Genomic DNA, 20538 nt, shown 5'->3' on the forward strand with positions numbered 1-20538 from the left:
AATTATACAATTTTAATGTCATATTTATCTAAAAGTCCCACTATTCCATCGTTTGAAAATTGTGCTTTTCGCATCGGATTAAATTCTGGATCGATTTTGTAATTATAAGCCGTTTTAAAATTAACGCCAGCCAATTGTGTTTCATTAAATATAGCACTTTCAAGATTACAATTTTCAAAAAGAGAACCTGTTAAATTGGTTCCAATAAAAGTTACTTCTCTTACCGATGAATTGATGAATTTAGTTTTAGGCATTTTTTTATTAGAGAAAATGGCGTAGTCCAAAGTACATTCTTCAAAGTAAACCTGAAATAAAAAATCGTCACATTCGTTAAAAGCGATTCCTAAAAGCTTGCAGTTTTTAAAAGTGACATTTTTTAAGTTGGTGCCAAATAAACTGGTCATAGAAAGATTGCAGTCAATAAACTCGCAGTCTAAAAAAGTATTATTGCCAAAGTTGCTGTTTGAAAAATCACAGTTTTTAAAAACACAATCCTCAAACTCCCGATTGTTTATTTTTTTATCAATGTAAACAACTTTTTCGAATGTTTTCTGAATGTGAATTATACCTTCCATGAATGTTTTTGTGGTTTTTGAGCGTTGTGACGTACTCGAAGAATATAAATGATTTCTTCCGTTATTTGATAGGATATTCCATAATCGTAAACAGAATAAACCCTGAAACTGCCGTCGTTTTTTATTTTCTGTTTATCGACTTTGTAAATTTCAGGTTTTGTTTTTAAAATCTCTGTGCTTTCAAAAATTTTGTTGACTACTTTATCAGCAATTGTAAGTGATTTACTTTCAAAGAAAATGTAAAAATGAATGTCTTCTAATTGATCCAAGGCATTTTTCGACCAAATTATTTTCTTCCCCATTTCTTTGCAATGTCTTTTGCTTCTTCTTCAGTATAAAAATTGCCTTTTTTGATGTTTTCTAAGGCATTTTCAATATCTAAATTATAAGCTGCATCTGAATCAACCGAAGTATTATTGACCGATTGCAAAAGATGTTTTAGTTTTTCTACAAAAGAAGGATCTTTTACTTTATCAATTTCCTGATGAATCCAGTTTATTTCTGCTTGTATATCCATTGTAAAAGAGTTTTAGTAAAGATACGAATTAGTCATTAAAAATACCTTTCATTATAATCCTCAATCCAAGAAAAATTAAAACCATAGAACTCAAACAAGCTACAATTCCAATTCCTAAAACCAGGTAATGCCAATTGGTATGCTGATTCATGAAAGCATTATAAATCAAAGAGGGTCCAAGAAACATTAAGGGCAAAGCTCCGGTTAAATACTTAATTCCTTTTCCTAGTAGTTGTTTATTTGTTGCCATTTTTATTTTTGTTTCAAGGTTCAGGTTTTCTTTGTTTCAGGTTATGAAACTTTTGAGTTAATGTTCTAAGGAATTTTCCATCTCACATTTCACCAAAAAACTTTTTATTTTATATAATTGTCAACAGCATTTCTCACGCTGCCGTATTTTTTTAATAATTCAGAAGCTTCTTCATACGAAACCTCAATTTGCTCCATAACCATTTTTACACCACGATCAACCAGTTTTACATTGCTTAACTGCATATCGACCATTTTATTTCCTTTTACTTTTCCAAGCTGAATCATTGCAGCTGTCGAAAGCATATTAAGTACCAATTTTTGAGCTGTTCCGGCTTTCATTCTCGAGCTTCCGGTAATAAATTCCGGACCCACAACAACTTCAATAGGAAATTTAGCTGTTAATGCAAGCGGACTTCCCGCATTGTTTGTAATACAGCCCGTAACAATATTATTTTGATTGCAGGTTTCAAGACCTCCAATTACATAAGGAGTAGTTCCTGAAGCAGCAATACCAATTACAACATCATTTTGACCAATATTATGATTTTGCAAATCAATCCAGGCTTGTGTTGCATTGTCTTCGGCATTTTCAACCGCACGACGAATTGCAGTGTCGCCACCGGCAATAATTCCGTTTACCAAATCAAAAGGAACTCCAAAAGTAGGAGGACATTCAGAAGCGTCTACAACACCTAAGCGTCCGGATGTTCCCGCGCCGATGTAAAAAAGACGTCCGCCTAATTTTAAATTTGCAACAATTTGTGCTACCAAAGCTTCAATTTGCGGTATTGCTTTTTTAACAGCATGTGGTACAGTTATGTCTTCCTCATTAATATTGTTAAGTAATTCATGAACTGACATTTGCTCTAAATGCTCGTACTTTGAAGATTGTTCTGTCGTTTTTGTAAAGGTCATTTTTATCCAAAATAATTATGGTTCAAAATTAAACTTTTTTTGGTTCAAATTGGGAAAAATTAGTGCGTAAACTTCTAAAGATTTTAAACGTTTTGTTGCTGATATACATTTGTTCAGACACTATTTAAAAGCTTTAGAAAAATTGAGGTAAAATATTATATTTGTTGAATAATCAAAAAAACGAATGGATAAATTAGGCTTTTTAGACAGTGTTGCCCGAATTGCTGTCTTTGTTTCTTTATTACTAGCACTTTTTTTACTTACTGTAAAAACGGAAAATAAATTAGCCAACAGATTATTTGCTTGTTTTATTATTTTATCAGCTATTGATTTTAGCGGACTAATGGATTATTCCTTTCCTCTGGAATATATAAATATAGATTTATTCAGAAGCACTGTGTGTTTGCTGGAAATGCCTTTGATTTATTTGTATGTTTTGGCAGTTTGTTATTCTGATTTTAGGTTAAAATGGAAGCATTTAGTTTATACACTTCCATTTGTCGTGATGAATTTTGTTTTAATGCCGAGAGTTTATTTGACATCTGGTGCTGAAAAACAATATATTTTAGAATATTACGGTACCATGTTTGAAATTTACTTTTTTCAGATTCTACTCGAATTTCAATATTGGTTTTATATTATTAGTATATTTTTAATTTTAAGAAAATACAAAAAAATATATCAGGAGAATTACACCGATCCAAGTACATCAACCTACAAATGGCTTTTTCAGATGAACTGTGTTTTTGTTGTGATGCATTCTATTACAGCTTCAAAAAATTTATTGCGTTATACGGCTTCCCGCGAAGTGTTTCTTTGGGGAAATGTTTTGATGGTAATTATGGCTTTATGCGTAATATGCTGGTTTGTTATGACGGCATTAAATCATCCGGAACTTTTTAGGGGAATTAATTCTAATTTAAAGCTGACAAAAGACATTCTTCCTAAAGTAGAAAATGAAATATCAGAAGTAAAAGACATCCAAAGTGAAGCAATTTCAAATCAGATTTCTGCACTAAAACAATATATGACGGAAAAAGAACCATTTCTGGATCCATCACTTACTATACAGGAATTGGGGAATCAGATAAATATTCCGGTTCGGGATTTATCGGTTTTAATTAATCATCATATCGATCAGCATTTTTTTGATTTTGTAAACGAATATCGCATTCAAAAAGCGATGCAAATCCTGAAAGATAAAGCTAAAAGTCAGCTTACGGTACTGGAAATTTTATACGAAGTAGGTTTTAATTCCAAATCTTCATTTAATACTTCTTTCAAAAAATATACGAATTTAACTCCTACCGCTTATCGAAATGCTTCATAATTAGTAGTTTGTAAAAAGTCGTACTTCATGTCTAATAAAGTCGAACCAATTTCCTGAACAGAAAATGGTTCGACTTTTTTTTGTCGGTCGCATACGGAGATTTTCTAAGGCAACTTTGCTTCAAATTAATCGAACAAGTTAAAATTAGAAATCATGAAAAAAGCAATTCTCCTTATTTTTTTAGTAGTACCATTATTTTGTTTAGCACAAACTTCATTAAAATTAAAAGGAAAAGTAACCAGCGAAACAACTTCATTAGAATGGGTAGATGTTTCAATCTCAAATATAGAAGGAAAAATTATTGATGGAACCACAACGAAGCAAGATGGCTCTTTTGAAATCAATCTTAAAAGTGGTACTTATAAAATCAGAATCAGCCTTTTGGGTTTTACGGATTATGAAAAAGAAATTTCAGTAGAAAAAGATACAGATTTAGGGATTATTATTTTGAACGAAAACGAAACAAAATTAGTTGAAGTTGTCATTCAGTCTAAAAAGAAAACCATTGAGCAAAAAACAGATCGTTTGGTGTATAATCTTGAAAATAATGTCACGAATGTTGGGGGAGATGCTTTGAGTGCGATTAACACTGCGCCTGGTGTTGTAGTGCAAAATAATACAATTAATATATTAGGCAAAGGGACTTCGAGAGTGATGATTGACGGGAGAATGATTGAATTAACGGGCGAAGAATTGAATAATTTTTTAAAATCAATTTCTGCAAGTGATATTAAGAATATTGAAATTATAAGTAATCCGCCGGCAAAATATGAAGCTGAAGGAACTGGTGGACTGATTAATATTATCATGAAAAAAGGAACTCGTGATTCCTGGAAAAATACTACGACAGCTTCTTACGATCAAAGCAAATATGGCATTTTTACCTTGAGAGATAATTTCTTTTACAATAAAAATAAATTCCGTTTCTCTGCAAGTGTTAACGGAAAAACAGGGTACAGAAATATAGATGAAGTTTCGGATGTTTATTTTGAAGATGGACTTTCGACCATGAACGCAACAACAAAATTAAAAAACGAAAACCTATCGGGAAAAATAGCTTTAGATTATGATTTTTCAGAAAAAACGACAGTTGGTTTTCAATTTATAAATGATAGAAATAATCCTGATTTTCAATCTGATATTCTAATTAATAGATTTGACACGCAAAATCAATTGAAGAATTACACGATCAATACTAGTTTTGCAGACAGAGCATCGAGTAATCAAACCTATAACGCACATTTGATTACAAAACTGGATTCTCTAAATAGAAAATTATCCTTTGATGCAGATTACTTTAATTACAATTCAAAATTTGATCGTGAGTTTATGGCTAATAACTATTTACCAGACGGAACTTTTGTAGATGTGAATCAATCTGGAAGAAATATTTCGAATCAGGATATTGATAATTTGAGTTTTAAAGCCGATATGGAGCATCCGCTTCAGGCGTTGAATTTATCTTATGGTGCTAAAATGAGTTTTACAAATAGTATAAGTGATGTGCTTTTTTACGATACTATTTCGGGAACGCCTGTATTAGACCCGAATCAATCGAATAGATTTAAATACACCGAAAATAATCAGGCGGTTTATATTAACGGAGATAAAAAGATTAATGAGAAATGGAATTTTCAATTGGGATTGCGACTTGAAAATACACAAACGACAGGATTTTCTGAAACGCTGAATCAGGAAACAGTAAATGATTATTTTAAACTTTTTCCGACCGTTTTTGCTTCATACAAAAAGAATGAGAATAATAATTTTAGTCTGAATTATGGAAAAAGAATCAACAGACCACGATTTGATTTACTGAATCCATTCCGAATTTACATTAGCAGTAATAGTTATTCTGAAGGGAATCCGTTTTTGAAACCTTCTTTTAGTGATAATTTTGAGTTTGCACATTCGTATAAAGAAATTTTAAGAACAAGTGTTACCGTAAATTTAGTTACAAATGGTTATGGCGTTTTATTCACTTCAAACCCGGAAACAAATACGCAAATCGTAACGCGTGATAATTATTTTAAAAGTTTAAATTATGGTATTGGAGAAACGTATTCGGCAAGTTTTGCAGAATGGTGGCAAAGTGAAAATTCATTGTATTTTTTAGGTGCAAAAACAGAATTTATTAAAGATATAAATGCAACGCCATCTAATAGTTTAGAAATTGATTTTTCTACCAATAATACTTTCGTGCTGGGGAAAACAACAAAGCTACAAATTGATTTTTCGTATACTCCGCCTTATAAAAGTGGTTTGTATGAAATAGGATATACTTCTAGTTTTGACATTGGATTCAAACATGATTTATTGAATAAAACCATGCAAATTGCATTTTTAGCCAATGATATTTTTAATACGTCTTATTTAAAAGATTTCACTTCGGTTGTAAATGGTGTGAAACAGGTTTATAGCAGTAATGAAAGCAATCGATTTGTTCGTTTGTCTGTAGTTTACAATTTTGGAAACAAAAAAATTAACGTAAAGGAACGTAATTTTGGAAATCAGGACGAGAGAAAGAGAGCTGCAAATTAAAATTAGATAATTAGAAAATGTGTCAATTAGAAAATTATCTCATTATCTAATTGACACATTTTTTAATTTATTATAAAAAGAATGCTAATAGAATTCCAAGAACAATCATGGAAACTTTGGCAACATTGAATTTATGTCCTTCGCTGCTTTCAAAGATAATAGTCGATGAAATGTGGAATAAAATTCCGATTACAATTGCGGTTATTTCGGTGTAATAATCATTCAGGAAAACAAGATATTCGGATGCAATTGTACCAAGCGGAGTCATGATTGCAAAAACCAGCATAAAAGCAAATATGGCTTTTTTATTTAAATCGGCATTGATGAAAAATGTCGTTAAAATCACAGCAATTGGCAAATGATGAATGGCAATTCCGATTGCTAAACCATGATGATGACTCACCGGAAAACCTTCTAAAAAAGCATGAATACACAGACTGATAAATAAAAGCCAAGGAATCTGAGACATTTTTGCGTGTCCGTGTACGTGTCCGTGTTCTGCTCCTTTAGAGAAAAACTCCAACACGATCTGGAACAAAATCCCGACCATTATAAATACACCAATGTTGTGATTATGTGATTCGTAAACTTCCGGCAAAAGATGCATTACGGTTAATGATAACAAAAATGAACCGCTAAAAGCCAGTAATAATTTTAAATTGGTTTTGTTATTGGGTTTAATAAACAAAGCCACACCATATCCTAAAAGTACAGAAAATAAGGGTAGTAGGTAGTTCATCTTTTTTGTTTAATCGTTTTTTGTTTAATTGTTTAATCGGTTTTTTGTTAGTTTGTTTAGTGATTAAACAAATTAACGGTTTAACGATTAAACTTACTTAAAAATCATGATTAATCTTTCGCTTTCGGTTTTATGGAATTTTTTGAGTTTGTAATCGCCAAAAATATCCAGCAGATAAATACCTGCTTCGTCCATCAAATCCTGAAAGTCTTTCAAAGTTAAAGCTTTTACTTTTTCTGTAAAATGAAATTTTCTGCCTTGGTCTTCAAAATCAATTTCTTTAAAAATATGTCCGTCTTCAACATATCTTTTTATTTTAAAATCGATTCCTTCAACTGTTTTTACTTCTTCAGGAACCAAAGTTTCAATAACCTGATTCACGTTCATAAAATCAATTACGGCAAAACCATATTCAGATAAACTTTCCTTAATTGCTTTTAGGGTTGTAAGGTTGTCATCGTCGCTTTCAAAATACCCAAAGCTTGTAAAAAGATTAAAAATAGCATCAAATTTTTCTTCAAATGGTTCACGCATATCGTGAACTTTAAAATGAAGGGTTTCGTTGCTGTTTTTATTAGCTTCGGCTATACTGTTTTCAGACAAATCTGCACCCAGGACATCAAAACCTAATTGGTTAAGATAAATAGAATGACGCCCTTTTCCGCAAGCGAGGTCCAATACTTTTGCTTTTTCGGGAAGATTAAGGTAATGCGTTAAATTATCCATAAAAATCTGAGCTTCACGATAATTTCTATCCTTATAAAGAATGTGATAATAAGGTGTGTCAAACCATGAAGTAAACCAGTTTTCGGTATTACGTTCCGGATTTGGTGTTGATGAGTTATGCGATTCAGACATTTATTCTATTTCAATTAATTCAAAGTCCGGCAAATTTAGTGTATTTTTGCCGAAAAATTACTATTTCGCGACGATACCTAAATAAACGTTAGCATCTAAATGTGATTGGAGTAGTTTTTTTAAACAAAAATAAAGATGGAAGAAAATTTTAGAATGATTGCCAAATGTTTTTTTGGTTTTGAAGAAATATTAGAGCAGGAATTGCGTGCACTTGGTGCTCAGGATGTAGAAAAAGGGGTTAGAATGGTGAGTTTTAAAGGAGATAAAGGTTTTATGTACAAAGCCAATTTATCGCTTAGAACGGCACTTAAAGTTTTAAAACCTATTTATTCGTTTAGGGCAAATAACGAACAGGCATTGTATAAAGGAATTTCGGGCGTTAACTGGTCGAAATTATTAAATGCCAATCAAACTTTTGTTATTGATGCAACAGTTCACTCGACTTATTTTAATCACTCTGAATTTGTTTCTCAAAAATGTAAAGATGCAATTGTAGATCAGTTTAGAGAAAGAACGGGACAAAGACCAAGTATTGATAAACAATATCCGGATTTAAGAATCAATGTTCATATTGACAAAGATCAGGTTTCGGTTGCGTTGGATACTTCCGGAAATTCATTGCATCAGCGTGGTTACAGAACTGCAACTAATATTGCGCCAATCAACGAGGTTTTAGCAGCAGGAATTTTATTATTGTCAGGTTGGGAAGGACAAAGTCACTTTTTAGACCCAATGTGTGGTTCTGGAACTTTTCTTGCCGAAGCTGCGATGATTGCCTGCAATATTCCGGCAAACATCAACAGAAAAGAATTTGCTTTTGAAAAATGGAAAGACTGGGATAACGATTTGTTCGATCAGATCGTAAACAGTTTAATGAAGAAAACAAAAGAGTTTCATTACACTATAAAAGGTTTTGATAAAGCACCAAGTGCCGTAAGCAAAGCAAAAGATAACATTAGAAATGCTAATCTTGAAGATTATGTAACGGTTTCAGAAAATAACTTTTTTGATACCGAAAAAGAAGTGGAAGGAAAACTGCACGTAGTTTTCAACCCGCCATATGATGAGCGTTTAGATATTCAGATGGAGCGATTCTATGCTAGTATTGGAGATACTTTAAAGAAAAATTATCCGGGAACCAACGCATGGTTTATTACAGCAAATCTCGAAGCTTTAAAGTTCGTTGGACTAAAACCTTCAAGAAAAATCAAACTTTTTAACGGAAGTCTTGAAGCACGTTTGGTTAAATACGAAATGTACGAAGGAAGTAAGAGAACGAAATTTCAATCTTAAGCTTCTGAGGTTCTGAGCTACTAAGGTTCTAAGTGACTAAGATTCTAAGAAAGAAAAATAAAAAAACAATAAGGTTTTGAGTGTTTTAAGGTAAGTATAGAAAAAACTTAGCATCTTAGCACCTCAGAACCTTAGTAACTTTAAAAAAAAATGACAAAACTACAAATAAGAGCTTTTTTATACCAATTAGGATGTTTCGCGATTCTGTTTATTTTGGGACGCTTTTTAGTTGCGAGTTATACACAATTAACGGGACTTTGGATTCCGATGACGGCGTTTATTGTGGCGACTTTAATTGCACCTAAATTTCAGTCAGTCAAAACTAAAGATGGCGAAAAGCTTTTTATGAAATGGATTTTTATAAAAGGAATTAAAGAAATCGGATAATTTTAAAAACAGAAAAGTAATATGAAGAAAATTGGGCTTATTGGCGGTATTAGCTGGGTTTCAACAGCTGATTATTACAAACTTATAAATGAAGGAATAAACAAAAAAATGGGAGGTCTTAACTTCTCAGAATGTTTGGTTTATTCGTTTAATTATGCTGACATTAAAAGAAATAACGATAATAACGATTGGGATGCTACTTTTGAATTGCTTTTTAAAGGTTGTCAGTTCTTAAAATCGGGCGGGGCAGAAGCGATTATTTTATGCGCCAATACCATGCATTTAATTGCAGACAGATTGCAGGAAGCAATTGATGTGCCGATTATTCATATTGCAAGTGAAACAGCAGTTGAAATTGAAAAGCAAAAACTTAAAAAAGTGGCTCTTTTAGGAACCAAGTTTACAATGGAACTTGATTTTTTTAAAGAGAGGCTTATCGCGAAAGGAATCGAAGTTATCATTCCGGAAAAACAAGAAGATAAAGATTTTATTCATTATACTATTTTTGAAGAATTGGGAAGAGGAATTGTAACTGATGAAAGCAAAAAAAGATATCTTGAAATTTCAAGTCAATTGATTAAGGACGGTGCGGAAGGAATTGTTTTAGGTTGCACAGAAATTCCGTTGATCATTAAAGAAAATGATGTACCGGTTCCTATTTTTGATACCACGATGATTCATGCCAATGCTGCAATAGAGTTTCAATTGTCATAAATTTAGAAGAAAATAAAAAAGCCACAAATTCAAAATTATAATGAATTTGTGGCTTTTTTTATTTCTAAAAAGAACTGTTATTTTTTAGCTGGTGCTACCGGAATAACGGTCTTTTTCTTGTAAATAGGAATAAAGTAAGAAACAGTATAATTAAAACCAATTCCAAAACTTCCGTCGTAAGTTCTGTTGAATCCGGGAATGTATAAGTTATCAAAGCCATCTGGTTTTGAGTTGGCAACAAGCATTTTTAGCTGTACACCAAAACCAACAAATAGATTGTTATAAACTTTTGCTTTTAATCCCATTGCAACCTCAATCCACCCAGCGGTAAGACCATTGTATTTTTGTCCCGCAACAATAGGAGGTTGTTCTCCCCAATACGGGTTTGGATTGTAAATTTTATAGCTGTTTAATTCCTGGCTAAATGTACTGAAACCACCTCTTAACCCAATTGTAATTAAGTTTTCCATGTCAAGCCAGTTTTGGTATAAATTATAGTCAAAACCACCTTTAATGTAAGTTCCGGTTGCAGTAGAATTTAATCTGTCATCGTCTGTAGTTTTGTCTTCAAAACCAAGTTCAGCTGCTAAATAATACTTTTTTGTTAAACGCCAGTCTGCAACAACTTCAATTCCTTTATAATCTTTGTCGTATAATCCACGAGTTAGTTTATATAAGTCAACCCCAACACGCAGGCCGTAACGATCTGTTTTAATGCTGTCTGGTTTTGCTTGCTGAATTTCTGGTTTAGCAGTTTCAGTTTTCGCTTTTGCCGGAGCAATTTCTTTTGTTGGTGTAGTAGAGGTTTCCTGAGCAGAACCTAAAAACATTGAAAAGAATAAGCAAATACTAGAAATATATTTCAATGTGTGTTTCATTTTCTGATTCAATGTTATAATTTTTTACAAAAATTTGCTGCATCCAAAATCCGTCTTGATCGGTGTCAACCTGAATAAAAGGTTTAGATACCGGCGGACCATCAGATAGTGGATTAAGTGCGAAAATTGTTTTAAATCCGCAAGCTCTTGAGACATATACATTCTGACGTGTATAATTAAATCTCACTTCATCACTGTTTCTGGCTGCAGGATTTTCATTTTGAGAATCTAATATAAAAGTAAACGTACTGAAATCTTCATTTGTTCTCAATGGAAGAGATATCGTATTACCGTTTGCCAAATACTTTGTTATATCAGTTCCGGTTTCATTAAAAATAATTCCCTCGGGCTGATCTTTACCAATTACTTTCAAATTAGTAACGTTTTTAAGCACAGATGGGTTATTCGCATCATAAAATTTAATGACCAATCGTGGTGTGGTTGGTGTATTTGGATCGCAAATATCATCCTTTTCACAGCTCGACAAGCCAAAAACGAAAACCAATAAAAGAGAAATTATTTTTTTCATTTACAATATTATCTTAATTCTAAAAGTACAACATTTTCTACGTGATGTGTTTGCGGAAACATATCAACCGGACGAACACGGGTTACTTTGTATTTTTCATCCATTAAAGCCAAATCACGCGCTTGTGTTGCCGAATTACAACTTACATAAACTACTTTTTGCGGAGCAATTTTCATAATCTGATCGATTACTGCAGCATGCATTCCGTCTCTAGGCGGATCTGTAATAATAACATCCGGTTTTCCGTGTTGTGCAATAAAAGCTTCGTTGAAAACTACTTTCATGTCCCCAACAAAAAACTCACAATTGGTAATATTATTGCGTTCTGCATTTGCTTTAGCATCCAAAATGGCTTCTGGTACACTTTCTACACCAATTACTTTTTTTGCTTTTTTAGATACAAACTGTGCAATTGTTCCAGTTCCTGTATATAAATCATAAACCGTTTCATTTCCGGTAAGTCCGGCAAAATCACGTGTTATTTTGTAAAGTTCATACGCCTGATCTGAGTTGGTCTGGTAAAAAGATTTAGCATTAATACTAAATTTTAAACCTTCCATTTCTTCCAGGATATAATCTCTTCCTTTATATAATATCACATTTTGATCGTAAATAGTATCATTTGGTTTTCCGTTTACTACATATTGTAAAGATGTAATTTGTGGAAATTTCTCGTATAAATGATCTAAAAGTAATTCGCGATTTTCTTTGTCTTCTTCAAAAAACTGAATCAAAACCATGATTTCTCCGGTAGAAACAGTACGAATCATTACGGTACGCAATAAACCAGAATGCTCTCTTGGATTAAAGAAAGCTAAATTATGCTCGTTTGCAAATGCTCTGATTTCGTTTCTGATGGCGTTTGAAGGATCTTCCTGTAAATGACATTTTTGAATATCAAGAATTTTATCCCACATTTTCGGGATATGAAAACCTAATGCATTTCTGTTTCCTAAATCTTCGGTACTTCCAATTTCTTTTTCAGTTAACCAACGGCTGTTTGAAAATGAGAATTCCATTTTGTTTCTGTAGAAAAACTGTTTTTCAGAACCTAAAATAGTTTCAAATTCAGGAAGTTCAACTTTTCCTATTCGTTGTAAGTGATTTTTTACTTCATTTTGTTTGTAATACAGTTGTTGACTGTATTTCATATTTTGCCATTTGCAACCTCCACAAACTCCAAAATGCTCGCAAATTGGTTCAATGCGATGTTCTGATAATTCGTGAAATTTTACGGCTTTGCCTTCATAATAGGCTTTTCTTTTTTTGAAAGTCTGTACGTCCACTACATCACCCGGTACCACATTCGGAATAAAGATTACTTTTCCGTCAGGAGCTTTCGCTACTGATACTCCTTTTGCTCCAGCGTCAAGAACCTGAATTTGATGAAAGACAACTTTGTCTGTATTTTTTCTTCCCATACGGCAAAAATAAGAGTTTGTAAACTTTTATAAATTTAAATTTCAAAATATTTTATCAAAATGTTGAATTTGCTAGTTTAATTCACTTTAAAAGCTAACTTTGTTTTTGACATTCAGCCCCAAATGTCCCATTTTTAACCTATAAGTATTGTTGTTTGTCTATGAAGTTGTATCATAATCTCTCTCAGATAAGTTTTCTTAAAAGAAGTTATGCCTTCAAATTTTTGTTTGTTGCCTTTATCGGAATTCATATTCCTCTAATCGGAATCTTATTTTTCGTACTTTATTCCGATCATATTGTTTCTTCCACTTCAATTTTGGTTTTTTCCTTAATAATGACTTTGTTGGCAACCGGAGTAACGCTTTTAGTTTTAAACCGTTTGATTAAACCTATATCTATTGCATCAAAAGCATTGGATGATTATAGAAATAAAAGAAAATTATCTGTTTTGCCAACAGATTATGAAGATGAAGCAGGTCTGTTAATGAGTAATATTCAGGAATCTATTTATGAATCTGAAAGTTTTATAAACGAAAAGCAGGATTTAATTTATATGCTTTCGCACGATTTGAAAAACTTTGCAGGAAATCCGCAAGGTTTGGCGCAATTAATTTTAAGCGAAAATCCATCTCCATCTGTAACTCATTTGGCGGAATTGATTTGTGAGTCTACAAATCTTCAATTTCGATATATTGAAAACTTTATAAAATTGCTAAAAGAGCAAGATCAGATTGTAAAGGTTAATCAGGAAGCAAAAACTATTGTTTTTGCTAATATTCTGCCGTTTATTAACGAACAGATAGAGCAAAGGCTGATTGATAAGAACATTGTCATGAATCTGAGTTTAGAAACAGATGAAGCTAAACTAAAAATTGATGAAGGATTGTTTATTCAGGTTTTGGTAAATTTAATAAGCAATGCCATTAAATTCTCTTATTTTGATAGTGAAATCAAAGTTAGAATCTACAAAGTTGATTCTTGTTTAATTATTAAAGTTGCTGATAAAGGAATTGGTTTTGATAAAGATCAAATTGAGGAATTGTTTAAAAAATTCACCAAAATGAGCCGTTTGGGAACTGCAAATGAATTATCTACCGGAATTGGTCTTTACTTGTGTAAAAAAATCATCGAAAGAAATAAAGGAACTTTAAGTGCAGTAAGCGAAGGAAAAAACAAAGGAGCCGAGTTTAAAATTGCATTCGAGCTATAGTTTTTTGAGGTTCTAAGATGCTAAGGTTCTAAGATACTAAGGAGATAAGTGTCTGAGTTTTTTTGAAATTCAGTTGTAAAGCTGTTAAGTTTTTAAATATCAAAATCTTAGTACCTTAGAGCCTTAGCATCTTAAAAAAAAAAGAATCACCACAAATGATGCACCGAAGGTTTAATATACTCTTCGTAAATAGCATTCATTTCAGAAATTTTCTCTTTACTTAATTGTGGTAAATCGTAAATCGACAAGTTAGATTTTACGTGACTTGCATTTGAAGCGCCCGGAATAATACAACTAATATCATCGAAACTCAATATCCATTGCAGGGCAATTGGAGCAAGATTGGTTGCTTCCGGAAATAAAGCTTTTAATTTTTCAACGGCTTTTAATCCTAAATCATAATCAATACCTGAAAAAGTTTCACCTTTATCAAAAGCTTCTCCGTTGCGATTAAAGTTTCGGTGATCCTGAGTGTCGAAAGTTGTTTTTGAATCGAATTTGCCTGTCAAAAGTCCACTTGCGAGCGGGACACGCGCAATGATTCCGACGTCTTTTTTTCTGGCTTCAGAGAAAAATAATTGTGAAGGACGCTGACGGAATAAATTAAAAATAATCTGAACCGTTGTAACATTCGAATATTCAATCGCTTTTAAAGCTTCTTCGACTTTTTCGACACTTACGCCAAGATTCAGAATTTTGCCTTGTTCTTTTAAACGATCAAACATTTCAAAGATTTCAGGACGATAAAAAACTTCAGTAGGAGGACAGTGTAACTGAATTAAATCCAGAGTATCTAATTTCATTCTTTTTAAACTGTCTTCAATATACTTCTGAAGTACTTTTGGCTGATATCCTTCACTCACATGCGGATTAATAAAACGACCGCATTTTGTTGCGACATAAATACGCTCAGAACGCGAGCGCACCACTCTTCCAACAGCAGTTTCACTTAAACCATTTTCATAAACATCAGCCGTATCAATAAAGTTGACCCCGTTATCTATTGCTGTGTTTATAAGTTCATCAGCTGTTTTATCATTAAACCCTGAACCCCATTTTCCGCCAACCTGCCAGGTTCCCAGTGAGATTTCAGAGATATTAAAGTTTGTTTTTCCTAGTTTTCTGTAGATCATTTCTTTTTAAGGTTCTAAGGTTCTGAGAGGCTAAGCTTCTAAGTTTTTTTTCTTTTAAGTTTCTAAGATTCTAAGCTTTTTTTAACCTTCCCAATCTTAGTATCTTAGTATCTTAGTATCTCAGAACCTTAGCCCCTTTTTTTAGTCAAATAAATCCGAAGACAAATAGCGATCTCCGCGGTCACAAATCACTGCTACAATTACGCCAGATTCTAATTGTTCGGCAATTTTTAGGGCAACAGCAACAGAACCACCGCTGCTCATTCCTGCAAAAACACCTTCTTCAAGTGCTAATCTTTTTGTTATTGCTCGTGCTTCTTCTTCGCTTACATCAACAACAGTGTCAACTTTTGAAGCATCAAATATTTTTGGTAAATATTCTTGTGGCCATTTACGAATTCCTGGTATCTGAGATCCGTCGCTTGGTTGTGCACCCACGATTTGAACAGCAGGATTTTTTTCTTTTAAATAAGTCGAAGTCCCAATAATAGTTCCGGTTGTTCCCATTGCCGAAACAAAATGAGTAACAGTTCCGTCAGTATCGTTCCAGATTTCCGGACCGGTTGTTTTGTAATGCGCTTTCCAGTTGTCATCATTTGCAAACTGATTTAGCATCAAATAACCGCCTTCTGCCACTTTTTTGTCGGCATAATCCCTTGAGCCAATAATTCCTTCGCTAGCAGGCGTTAAAATCACTGTAGCGCCATAAGCACGCATAGTTTGTGTTCTTTCTTTTGTAGAATCTTCCGGTAATACCAATTCAATCTCTATTCCGAATAACTGAGCAATCATTGCTAAAGCTATTCCTGTGTTTCCGCTGGTAGCTTCGATTAGTTTATCACCTTTTTTAATTTCTCCTCTTTCCAATGCCGAAGCAATCATGTTGTATGCCGCTCTGTCTTTTACGCTTCCTCCCGGATTATTTCCTTCAAGTTTCAGTAAAAGTTTTACGTTTTTATTTTTAACCAAATTGACCGTTTCCATTAATGGAGTATTTCCAATTAGGTTTAACAATTTCTGTGGACCCATTTTATTTTTTTTCTTTTATTTTAACTTCAGTTGTAGTGGTATTTAAAACGATAGAATCGGCAGGAATAGATTTGGTAATCCAGGCATTTCCTCCAACAATACTGTTTTTTCCAATTGTAGTTTCGCCTCCCAGAATAGTTGCATTGGCATAAATGCAAACATTTTTTTCTACGGTAGGATGACGTTTTGCATTCTTCATGTCTTTGCTCACACTCAAAGCACCCAGAGTAACTCCCTGATAAATTTTGACGTGTTTTTCGATAACGGTAGTTTCTCCAATTACAATTCCGGTTGCGTGATCGATAAAAAATGGCGAGGCAATTTTGGCTCCGGCATGAATATCGGTTCCTGTAATTCGATGTGCATATTCGCTCATTAATCTGGAGAATAACAATAAATCCAGTTGATACAATTCATGACTTAATCTGTAAATAGCAATGGCGTAAAATCCTGGATAGCCAAGATAAACTTCATCAATGCTGTTTGATGCAGGATCATTCTCTAAAATATATTCAGCATCCTGATTTAATTTTTCTAATACACCCGGAAGTTTTTCCAGGAAACGATCCCAGATTGATTCGCATAAATTCTCTGGCTTTTTGCAGGCCAAAACTGCAATTTCTTTAAAACGAATTTCAAGTTCATCTATGCTTTCGGCAAGAGCAGCATTAGAATCAAAAAGGGTGTAAAAAAGCTTCTCTGTAAAATCTTCAGTTTTGGTTTTAATACCGTAGTTTATATTAGAATGGCTTTTTAAAGCTTTGATATTTTGTATGATAGTATCTTTTGTCACAATTATTAGGATTGAATATGAAATTTGAAACGTTAAAAGTAAGGCGTTTTTTGTAAATAAGGGCATGAATTAACTAAAGAAATTTTAGGTTGCCGCAACTATTTGTGATATAAAAAAAATTCTCGGAACGGATCAAATTATACTATTCTTAACCTCGTGGAGTGAAATTATTTTTTAACACATAGAAACAATAGATTTTAGTTTTAAATAAAAAAGGCAAAAGAAAAAACTAGTTTTCACACATAGCTATGTTTATTTAAAAAAGTGAAACGCCTTTTATGGACAAGAAAAGCTATGTTACTATGTGTTAAAATTAAATTTTGTTCAATTACATCGAACGGGTTAATTCTTAAGAAGTTTATTGCGTAAATTAGCTTGTAAAATTTAATTAAATGAAAAATAATTCAACTTTTAAGAGCGCTATTTCTAATCTTGAATTTGCAGAAACTGAAAAAATCTGCGGAAAATCAATTCATGATCCCATTTTAAGCCTGATTATTAAGGATCATCCTGACTTTTGCGAAACGGATTGTATTTCGGTTCAGGAATTAAATGAATACAGACAAAAGTATATTTCGAATTATTTGTCTTCGGAAATTGGAATGCTTTCTGATCTCGAAAAAAGTGTTATTTCATCCTTAAAAGAAGATAAATCAATCGTAACAATTGTTGAAGATGAAAATGAACAAAGAAGCTTTGGGCAAAAAATAGCCGATAAAGTTGCTGATTTTGGAGGAAGCTGGACTTTTATAATTTCGTTTGTGGTTTTTATTGCGATCTGGATTTTATCAAATGTCTATATTTTGCTAAACAAGGGTTTTGATCCGTACCCATTTATTTTGCTCAATTTGATTTTATCGTGTATTGCTGCATTGCAGGCTCCGGTAATTATGATGAGCCAGAATCGTCAGGAAGAGAAAGATCGAAATCGCGCAAAAAAGGATTATATGATTAACCTGAAATCGGAATTAGAGATCAGAATGATTCATGATAAAATCGATCATTTGATCATGCATCAGCAACAGGAATTAATCGAAATTCAAAAAGTACAAATCGAAATGATGAATGATATTCTCAATCAGATCAAAAAATAATTCTTACAAAAATTAGATATAAAAGTGTTTGTAAATGTAGCCGCCAATCATAAAAATGAGATTGAATAAAGCGACATTCCAAACGGCTTTTTTGTAATTTCTGGATTTGTCTAAAAAATATAAAGCAACAAAAACGAAAAATAAAAGGGTAGAAAAGAGGGCTGGAAACATCCTGAAAGCACCCGAAAAATCACCTTCAAAAAGTAAGAATAAAGAGCGTTGAAAACCACAGCCAAGACACTCTATTCCGAAGAGCTTTTTGAAGAGGCAGGGGATCATATATTTCTCTAAATTCAATGGGAATGTTTTTTGCAATTTTACAAAAAAATATCCGATAACTAATTAGGAAGTAAGAACTACTATTTTAAAGTTTCATACTTTTGAAATCTTATATGAAAATAAAATGAAAGCGTTTAAAATTTTAATAATGATTCTTGCGATTGGAGTAGCATTATACGAGCAGGTTTCTGAAGAAAAAAATATCTATATCATGATAATTGCAATTGTAGTTTTTATGTATGGAATGATGCAGCTGAGTGCAAAAACACCAAGTAAGAATCAAGATAAAGAGGAGCAGGATGTTGACTAAAGGAGATAAGGTTTCGGTTTTAGACGAAGCTATTAACGGAACGGTAGTTTCGGTAAAAAACAAGGAAGTTTTGATAGAAACTGAGGATGGATTTTTGATGACATTTTTTGTCAATGAATTGGTTAAAATTCATGATTCCAGTAATTTAATGAATTCTATTAAAAGAATTAATTTAGATGAGATTTCAAAAGAGAAAACAGAGCCAAAACCGCGAAGTTTTGTTAAAGAACGCAAAGATAAACGAGAAGTTTCGGCGCCTGAATTTGATTTACACATTGAAAAACTGGTTCCAAATAAACGCGGAATGTCAAATTATGATATTTTGACTTTGCAGACTGAAACGGCAAAAAGACACATTGAATTTGCGATTAGAAACCGTATTCCAAAAATTGTTTTTATTCATGGAGTGGGCGAAGGAATTCTAAAAGCTGAACTTGATTTTTTATTAGGCCGTTACGATGGAATAGATTTTCAGGACGCCAATTATCAAAAATATGGTCTTGGTGCAACCGAAGTTTATTTTAGGCAAAACAATAAATAAAAAATGTTTTAGTCTTAGAAAGCTTCTTTTTAAGGTATAAAAAAACAGCCGTTTTTTAAGCTGATTTCGTAGTTGAATCAGAATAAAAAACGGCTGTTTTTTTGTGCGAATTTAAACGCGATTGAATTCGGAATTTTATTAAGGAGCAATAGTTGTTACGGTTCCTAAAACAAATTCTGTTGCAAGTTTAAAAGTACTGTTGTCTTTACTAAGTGTTACATTTCTAAGTACAACTTTATGTTTGAAAACTTTAAGACTGCTCGTTGTTGTTACCTCGATAATTCCACTTACATTTTCAACACCCGCAACACCAACCCAGGTTTGATCTACAGTTGGAGAAGTTGGAGTAAGATTTGTACAATAATAGTCCTTTATTGGTTCCGGAATATTGCTCTTGTATGTTCTGTAAAATACTTTATTTGTAGTTCCGTTTAAGTTAATTAAACTTGTTCTTGGAACTCCAACCGGAGTGTTTTCGTTTTTGATTAAGTCTTTATCAAGGCTCTCAATAACGAGTGAATTTGAAAGATTATTGTTGTAAACTTTCAATTGTACATCACAGAATTTTGCTACTTCATCTGTAAAAGCAACTACAACCGGATTACTTATAGTTGTTTTATAGTCACCAAAAACATACTCATCGTTTGTCTGCTCGGGACCTGGTTTATTAAAAGTAATTCCTCTAAAAATGATATTATGATTGTATCCTACAATTTCGGTATGGCCGTCTTCCGGTGCGGGATCTTTATAGACTGCTTTTGTAGCAATTCTAATTTGACCGCCAGTTGCGTACCATTCGTCAGTTATTTTTGGAGAAGCAGGAGGGATTGCATCGCATATTGATGATTTAGAAATCGTACCATCATACGCTCTGAAAAATACACGATATGCACTATTATCAATATTATAAGTTAAAGTGTCAGTGGTGGTAGGGGTGTTTTTTAGGCTGTTTGCAGCCATCTGCAACAACAGAGATTCCTGAGGTTTGAGTTTGTAAATCAAAGTGTTGGTAGTATCGCAACTTGTAGCAGTAACGGCTGTAAAATCTATATTTTCTACCGTTTGATCACCGTCGTCGCAACCATTTAATAAAAGCGCAAATAATATAAGGCTTGCAATTTTTTTCATCATCGTTTTATTTGGGTCAAAAATAGTGAAAATTTGGTAAACGTTATTTAAGATTAGACAATTGATATTTT

At 32.8% G+C, this 20538-nt stretch carries 24 protein-coding genes; 9 read left to right on the top strand and 15 right to left on the bottom strand.

What is annotated here, in order from left to right; translation table 11 throughout:
- Positions 1-2 precede the first annotated feature (2 nt).
- From KHA98_RS03975 to murQ, 5 genes are all read right to left on the bottom strand, one after another.
- Positions 3-575, bottom strand: coding sequence for a pentapeptide repeat-containing protein (locus KHA98_RS03975; RefSeq protein ID WP_213255552.1), 573 nt, complete (start codon positions 573-575; stop codon positions 3-5).
- Entirely contained in the window at positions 563-877 is a 315-nt protein-coding gene (locus tag KHA98_RS03980; RefSeq protein WP_213255554.1) for a type II toxin-antitoxin system RelE/ParE family toxin, read from the bottom strand. Before KHA98_RS03980 ends, KHA98_RS03975 begins: the two co-directional genes overlap by 13 nt.
- A complete protein-coding gene (locus KHA98_RS03985) occupies positions 862-1092 on the bottom strand; it encodes a hypothetical protein (protein ID WP_213255556.1) in 231 nt (76 codons plus the stop codon). The genes KHA98_RS03980 and KHA98_RS03985 overlap by 16 nt, the downstream gene beginning before the upstream one ends.
- Positions 1093-1120: 28 nt before the next feature.
- A complete protein-coding gene (locus KHA98_RS03990; RefSeq protein ID WP_213255558.1) occupies positions 1121-1342 on the bottom strand; it encodes a DUF6095 family protein in 222 nt (73 codons plus the stop codon).
- Between the two features lie 104 nt (positions 1343-1446).
- Positions 1447-2259: an N-acetylmuramic acid 6-phosphate etherase gene (gene murQ / locus KHA98_RS03995; protein ID WP_213255560.1), complete on the bottom strand. Its 813-nt coding sequence runs from the start codon at positions 2257-2259 to the stop codon at positions 1447-1449.
- 184 nt (positions 2260-2443) lie between these two features.
- On the opposite strand from murQ, the gene KHA98_RS04000 reads away from it, so the two are divergent.
- Positions 2444-3589 carry a helix-turn-helix domain-containing protein gene (locus tag KHA98_RS04000; protein ID WP_213255561.1) on the top strand — a complete coding sequence of 382 codons (1146 nt, stop codon included), beginning with the start codon at positions 2444-2446 and terminating at the stop codon, positions 3587-3589.
- A gap of 153 nt (positions 3590-3742) precedes the next feature.
- Positions 3743-6130: a TonB-dependent receptor domain-containing protein gene (locus KHA98_RS04005; RefSeq protein ID WP_213255563.1), complete on the top strand. Its 2388-nt coding sequence runs from the start codon at positions 3743-3745 to the stop codon at positions 6128-6130.
- A 70-nt stretch (positions 6131-6200) separates the two neighbouring features.
- Here KHA98_RS04005 and KHA98_RS04010 read toward each other — a convergent pair whose 3' ends face one another.
- Positions 6201-6869 (bottom strand): ZIP family metal transporter, encoded by a 669-nt coding sequence (locus KHA98_RS04010; protein WP_213255566.1) that lies wholly within the window; start codon positions 6867-6869, stop codon positions 6201-6203.
- Between the two features lie 93 nt (positions 6870-6962).
- The gene (locus KHA98_RS04015) at positions 6963-7727 is read right to left on the bottom strand and encodes a class I SAM-dependent methyltransferase (protein WP_213255567.1); all 765 of its coding nucleotides are present in this window, start codon (positions 7725-7727) and stop codon (positions 6963-6965) included.
- 135 nt (positions 7728-7862) lie between these two features.
- Between KHA98_RS04015 and KHA98_RS04020 the strand changes: the two genes are divergently transcribed.
- From KHA98_RS04020 to KHA98_RS04030, 3 genes are all read left to right on the top strand, one after another.
- On the top strand, positions 7863-9020 hold the full coding sequence (locus KHA98_RS04020) for a THUMP domain-containing class I SAM-dependent RNA methyltransferase (protein WP_213255569.1): 1158 nt from the start codon (positions 7863-7865) through the stop codon (positions 9018-9020).
- A 150-nt stretch (positions 9021-9170) separates the two neighbouring features.
- Positions 9171-9407, top strand: a complete 237-nt coding sequence (locus KHA98_RS04025; RefSeq protein ID WP_213255571.1) for a hypothetical protein — start codon at positions 9171-9173, stop codon at positions 9405-9407.
- A gap of 21 nt (positions 9408-9428) precedes the next feature.
- Positions 9429-10121: an aspartate/glutamate racemase family protein gene (locus tag KHA98_RS04030; RefSeq protein ID WP_213255573.1), complete on the top strand. Its 693-nt coding sequence runs from the start codon at positions 9429-9431 to the stop codon at positions 10119-10121.
- A gap of 77 nt (positions 10122-10198) precedes the next feature.
- Here KHA98_RS04030 and KHA98_RS04035 read toward each other — a convergent pair whose 3' ends face one another.
- From KHA98_RS04035 to rlmD, 3 genes are read right to left on the bottom strand one after another with little or no spacing between them, the layout of a single operon-like run.
- Complete coding sequence (locus KHA98_RS04035; protein WP_213255575.1) at positions 10199-10999, bottom strand: DUF6048 family protein; 801 nt, start codon at positions 10997-10999, stop codon at positions 10199-10201.
- Positions 10971-11528, bottom strand: a complete 558-nt coding sequence (locus KHA98_RS04040) for a DUF6452 family protein (protein ID WP_213255577.1) — start codon at positions 11526-11528, stop codon at positions 10971-10973. The genes KHA98_RS04035 and KHA98_RS04040 overlap by 29 nt, the downstream gene beginning before the upstream one ends.
- An 8-nt stretch (positions 11529-11536) precedes the next feature.
- A complete protein-coding gene (gene rlmD / locus KHA98_RS04045) occupies positions 11537-12949 on the bottom strand; it encodes a 23S rRNA (uracil(1939)-C(5))-methyltransferase RlmD (protein WP_213255579.1) in 1413 nt (470 codons plus the stop codon).
- Positions 12950-13110: 161 nt separating this feature from the next.
- Between rlmD and KHA98_RS04050 the strand changes: the two genes are divergently transcribed.
- Positions 13111-14160, top strand: a complete 1050-nt coding sequence (locus KHA98_RS04050) for a sensor histidine kinase (protein WP_213255581.1) — start codon at positions 13111-13113, stop codon at positions 14158-14160.
- Positions 14161-14306: 146 nt separating this feature from the next.
- Here KHA98_RS04050 and KHA98_RS04055 read toward each other — a convergent pair whose 3' ends face one another.
- The 3 genes from KHA98_RS04055 to epsC form a co-directional block, all read right to left on the bottom strand.
- Complete coding sequence (locus tag KHA98_RS04055) at positions 14307-15293, bottom strand: aldo/keto reductase (protein WP_213255583.1); 987 nt, start codon at positions 15291-15293, stop codon at positions 14307-14309.
- A gap of 141 nt (positions 15294-15434) precedes the next feature.
- Entirely contained in the window at positions 15435-16322 is an 888-nt protein-coding gene (gene cysM, locus KHA98_RS04060; protein ID WP_213255585.1) for a cysteine synthase CysM, read from the bottom strand.
- Between the two features lies 1 nt (position 16323).
- Complete coding sequence (gene epsC, locus KHA98_RS04065; RefSeq protein WP_213255587.1) at positions 16324-17115, bottom strand: serine O-acetyltransferase EpsC; 792 nt, start codon at positions 17113-17115, stop codon at positions 16324-16326.
- Positions 17116-17507: 392 nt separating this feature from the next.
- Between epsC and KHA98_RS04070 the strand changes: the two genes are divergently transcribed.
- Positions 17508-18209 (top strand): DUF1003 domain-containing protein, encoded by a 702-nt coding sequence (locus KHA98_RS04070; protein ID WP_213255589.1) that lies wholly within the window; start codon positions 17508-17510, stop codon positions 18207-18209.
- A 12-nt stretch (positions 18210-18221) separates the two neighbouring features.
- Here the strand turns inward: KHA98_RS04070 and KHA98_RS04075 are convergent, their stop codons facing one another.
- Complete coding sequence (locus KHA98_RS04075; RefSeq protein ID WP_213255591.1) at positions 18222-18506, bottom strand: DUF2752 domain-containing protein; 285 nt, start codon at positions 18504-18506, stop codon at positions 18222-18224.
- Positions 18507-18612: 106 nt separating this feature from the next.
- On the opposite strand from KHA98_RS04075, the gene KHA98_RS04080 reads away from it, so the two are divergent.
- Together KHA98_RS04080 and KHA98_RS04085 are read left to right on the top strand one after the other, a co-directional pair.
- Positions 18613-18798 (top strand): hypothetical protein, encoded by a 186-nt coding sequence (locus KHA98_RS04080; RefSeq protein WP_213255593.1) that lies wholly within the window; start codon positions 18613-18615, stop codon positions 18796-18798.
- Positions 18788-19339, top strand: coding sequence for a Smr/MutS family protein (locus KHA98_RS04085; protein WP_213255595.1), 552 nt, complete (start codon positions 18788-18790; stop codon positions 19337-19339). The genes KHA98_RS04080 and KHA98_RS04085 overlap by 11 nt, the downstream gene beginning before the upstream one ends.
- A gap of 138 nt (positions 19340-19477) precedes the next feature.
- Here KHA98_RS04085 and KHA98_RS04090 read toward each other — a convergent pair whose 3' ends face one another.
- On the bottom strand, positions 19478-20470 hold the full coding sequence (locus tag KHA98_RS04090) for a hypothetical protein (RefSeq protein WP_213255597.1): 993 nt from the start codon (positions 20468-20470) through the stop codon (positions 19478-19480).
- Positions 20471-20538 lie beyond the last annotated feature (68 nt).

Source organism: Flavobacterium branchiicola, assembly GCF_018383905.1.
Taxonomy (GTDB): domain Bacteria; phylum Bacteroidota; class Bacteroidia; order Flavobacteriales; family Flavobacteriaceae; genus Flavobacterium; species Flavobacterium branchiicola.